A 3,789-nucleotide genomic window follows, 5' to 3' on the forward strand; every position below is an offset into this window, starting at 1 on the left:
CTATACAACTATACATTACTAGATGGACTAATCTATATTAAGACTTTTCCGATAGATAGTTTTAAGAAATTATACAACATAGAATTACTGAGAGTTTTTAAAGAAAAAGAAACCAACTTAGCTTATTTTAGCATAGGTTGCGGCAAGGGATATGTGGCTTTTGATGTGAACAACCTTCCAAAATCAGAAATTTGCATTTCTATCGTCTCCAATATTAATGGTAAATTATTTTTTCTAGCTCATACAAAAGAAGATACAGGAAAAGAGTGTTTGAAGCTATCTTACTATAAACGTGAAGAACCCAAGCTACCATATAATTATACCCCCCATCATGTATATTACTCAAATGATGAAGACTCAAGTTATGATGATTGCCGAGATTATTATGATGGATGGAGTAGAGAAGATGTAGAAAGTGGACTAGCTGATGCTTTTGAAGGAGACTTGGATGCCTATTGGAATATAGATTGATTACTAACTTTAATATATATAATATGGAATTTCCTTTATACTGGGGACTGCAAAAGACAGGGCTACCCCTTATTGTTGTCACTTGTACTGATGACACAGGAACAAATAGAGATTTGTGTCTATTAATTGATACCGGTTCTACCAACAACATATTATTCAGCTTTGTATATGAGCACTTTCAGAAGAACTTCAAATCATTAGATAAGCAAGGTTCTATTATGGGGTTTGAAGGTCAGCAACATGAGACACCACAGATAGAAGCTACATTTGATTTTGAGGGAAAGAATTATACTTCAATCTTCTCTGTATTAGATGTATCTGATGGCATGAAGCATGTACAAGAAGAATCTGGAGTACAGATACATGGGGTCTTAGGCATCCATTTTTTGGTGGATTATGAATGGATTGTAGACTTCAAAGAGCTTCAATTGACAATATCCAATAAACAATAATTCATTCTATTAGAATAATCAATTATATATTAATAACTTATAAAACCAAAAGATTATGAACACAATTATGAAAACCAGTATGATAATATGGTTCATATTATCAGCTACTATTAAGATGAATGCACAATATTCAGATGTACATTGCAAACAACATCCTCAGAGTATGCAGATTACACAAATTGACTATAGAGAATATAGTACAATAATTCATTTTAAATATATCAATTACTTTGAAGGAGGAGGTTGGATGAATATTGGTGAAAATTCATATTTAAAGGATAAGAATACCAATAAAAGATATAAGCTCCTTAATAGTATTAATATCCCCATTAATAGTGAAGGAGAAAATAGATACATGATATTTGATTCAAAAGACCAAATTCATTACTTTAGTCTAGAATTTGAGAAACTACCAGATTCAACTATTGAATTTGATATGGTTGAAGATGAAAATAATAAAGATGCATTTAACTTCTATGGTATAACATTAAATCCAGAAGTAAAGAAGGATTTCATCAATATTGATGACTATATAGCCTCTACCCCTGTAAAAGAGTATGGCATATATATGAAAGATGGTCAAAGTATTTACTATTTCAAACATCAAGGATTGCTCATCTCTCTTTACCTAACTCTGAATAACAGTTATGGAAAGTATTATACACCATACATTGACATACAGAACTTCACAGGAAGAAGTCTACTATTTAATCCATTATCAATAACAGCTAAAACTTATGACAAAAACAAAGAAGTTGTTCAGGATTTAGAGGTCTTATCATATGAACAATACATGAAAAAGGTAAAGAATAAACAAGCGTGGAGTGCGGCTCTGTATGGAATGGCTCAAGGACTTGCTGCTTCTGGAGCAGGATACTCTAGTTCAACTACTAACTTCTCAGGAAATGGTTACACTAGTTCATATACTTCAGCCTCTGGTTTCATTGGAAACACATATGGATATATGAATGCTACTGCTTCATCATATTCCACTGTTTATGGCAAAAGTCACACACAATCTTATAATGGAGCAGCAGCATATGCAGCACAACAAAATGCATCTAATAATACCAATGCCTATTTACAGCAACAGTATCAAATAAAGGCACAAATAAATGAAGGTTATGCTAAAGTCAACACATTGCAAAATCAGACTCAATACGCTGGTTATTTTAACATTAAATATAAGAAGAGTGATAATATGAACATTAATATTCCAATCAATAATACTATTTATACTTTTCAGCTTAGTTGGAACAATGATTAAGTACTGACTTCTTACTGGAGAACAAGTGGATTATTGATTTCAAAGAACTTAAAATTCGAGATTGACATGATACAGATTATAGTTTTACTCTTACCCATACTAGGGCTTATTGGCTACTTTGCTGATTTACAATGGCTCTTTTTGACAGGCTCTATAGGAAGTTTATTCTTTACTTTGGTAGCTCTATTTACTAAACAACTTACTCCTACAAGTATCAAATGGCTTATAATAGCCAGTATTGCAGGTTGGATTATATCCTCATCTTTCATTAATGGAGTGCTGTTAGGAATCTGTTCAGTCACAGCTTTTTCTACTATATTCAGCATATTTGTAATATTAAATAGCAGAAGATAATTATGAAATATGAGCCTTATGGACAAGTAGACTTGAAAGATCAGTGGATTAATCCTTGGTTCAACCTGATAGGTTGGCTGATTGCCATCCTATGCATCTGGTACAACCATAGTCATCTAATTAAAGAGATGACTTATAGGCAACCTGAATACTCTTGGGAGAAGCCTGTTAAGGTGAAGATGACCCTAGTTAAGAAGTGTATCATCATTTTCAAGTGCCTAGTTATTGATATTATACATAACCCTTATACTAGTCTTGGATGCTCTGCCTTCTTGCTCTATCTATTAATAAGATGCTTCTTATCCTACTAATACTTACATCATAGCCAGTTCTCACATGTAAGAAGAGAAGGTAACCTAGCACAAAGTGAAGAATAATATTGGATGAACCAAATGGATTTACTACATTTGCATCAACCACTTTAAATGATTAAAGCATGGAAAGAACCTATATTAATGAATTCCACAAGCAATGGATAGAGAGCACTCTCAAGTCAATAGCCTCTTGGCAGAAGCAGCCAATCTCATTAGAAGAGAAAAAAAAGCAGCAGGAAATGTTGAACCAGCAGAAGGCTATAAGAGAAGGCAAATTGAAGAGCTAAAACTATTTGCTACTCAACATAACTTATGGATTAACATAAACTCTCTCCCCTTATCTTACCTTAGTAAAGGGGGAGAAAATGAAGTATTCACAGGTCATGAAGATATTGTATTCAAGTTAAACAACTTTGAGTATGCAGGTGAAGACCTTGAGAACTTCTTCATTAGGATAGAAGCTCATAACGTATTCTTTAGCAATGTCACTTATCAGATGATTGGCTTTGCTTATAACAGTCAACATGAGTTTTGTGCTGTGTTAGTTCAACCTTATGTCAGAGCTAAAAGAGAAGCTACAGAGGAAGAAATAGCAGAACACATGCAAGCATTAGGCTTTGAAATGGTCTATGAGGATGAATATCACAATGCAGAATATGAGGTTTTTGATGCAGTACCTAATAATGTGCTGTATGGTATTGATGACAAGCTTTACTTCATTGATACCCAAATCAGATTTAGACCTATTGAGATAACACTTTAAATAAATTTAGTTATGAAACAGAAGCAGGAAACTTAGCACAGTCCAAGTGCTATTAGTAGTATGATACTAGCATAGCAGTAATACTACTATTGGTTCTTCGTCAAATTTGGTGGTAAGTTTTTCTCCGCTCATTTAGCTAATTCAGTCAGTGCCTATATTTTCTTATGA

3 protein-coding genes and 1 pseudogene are annotated in these 3,789 nt (G+C 33.2%); all 4 read left to right on the top strand.

Features of this window, described 5'->3' with window-relative positions:
* Positions 1-471 (top strand): annotated as a pseudogene (locus LPH68_RS25690) (hypothetical protein); the annotation flags it as partial.
* A 23-nt stretch (positions 472-494) separates the two neighbouring features.
* Positions 495-923 carry a hypothetical protein gene (locus tag LPH68_RS25695; protein ID WP_008644557.1) on the top strand — a complete coding sequence of 143 codons (429 nt, stop codon included), beginning with the start codon at positions 495-497 and terminating at the stop codon, positions 921-923.
* A 55-nt stretch (positions 924-978) separates the two neighbouring features.
* Positions 979-2,190, top strand: a complete 1,212-nt coding sequence (locus tag LPH68_RS25700) for a hypothetical protein (protein WP_008644549.1) — start codon at positions 979-981, stop codon at positions 2,188-2,190.
* Between the two features lie 825 nt (positions 2,191-3,015).
* Positions 3,016-3,621, top strand: a complete 606-nt coding sequence (locus LPH68_RS25705) for a hypothetical protein (protein WP_008644546.1) — start codon at positions 3,016-3,018, stop codon at positions 3,619-3,621.
* The last annotated feature ends 168 nt before the right edge of the window (positions 3,622-3,789 follow it).

The sequence above is a fragment of the Bacteroides sp. 1_1_30 genome (genome assembly GCF_020982715.1).
Classification (GTDB): domain Bacteria; phylum Bacteroidota; class Bacteroidia; order Bacteroidales; family Bacteroidaceae; genus Bacteroides; species Bacteroides xylanisolvens.

What these genes read in the sequence shown, in the direction of transcription:
- LPH68_RS25695 (WP_008644557.1), top strand. Translation starts at nt 495, where the DNA reads ATGGAATTTCCTTTATACTGGGGACTGCAAAAGACAGGGCTACCCCTT.
- LPH68_RS25700 (WP_008644549.1), top strand. Translation starts at nt 979, where the DNA reads ATGAACACAATTATGAAAACCAGTATGATAATATGGTTCATATTATCA.
- LPH68_RS25705 (WP_008644546.1), top strand. Translation starts at nt 3,016, where the DNA reads ATGGATAGAGAGCACTCTCAAGTCAATAGCCTCTTGGCAGAAGCAGCC.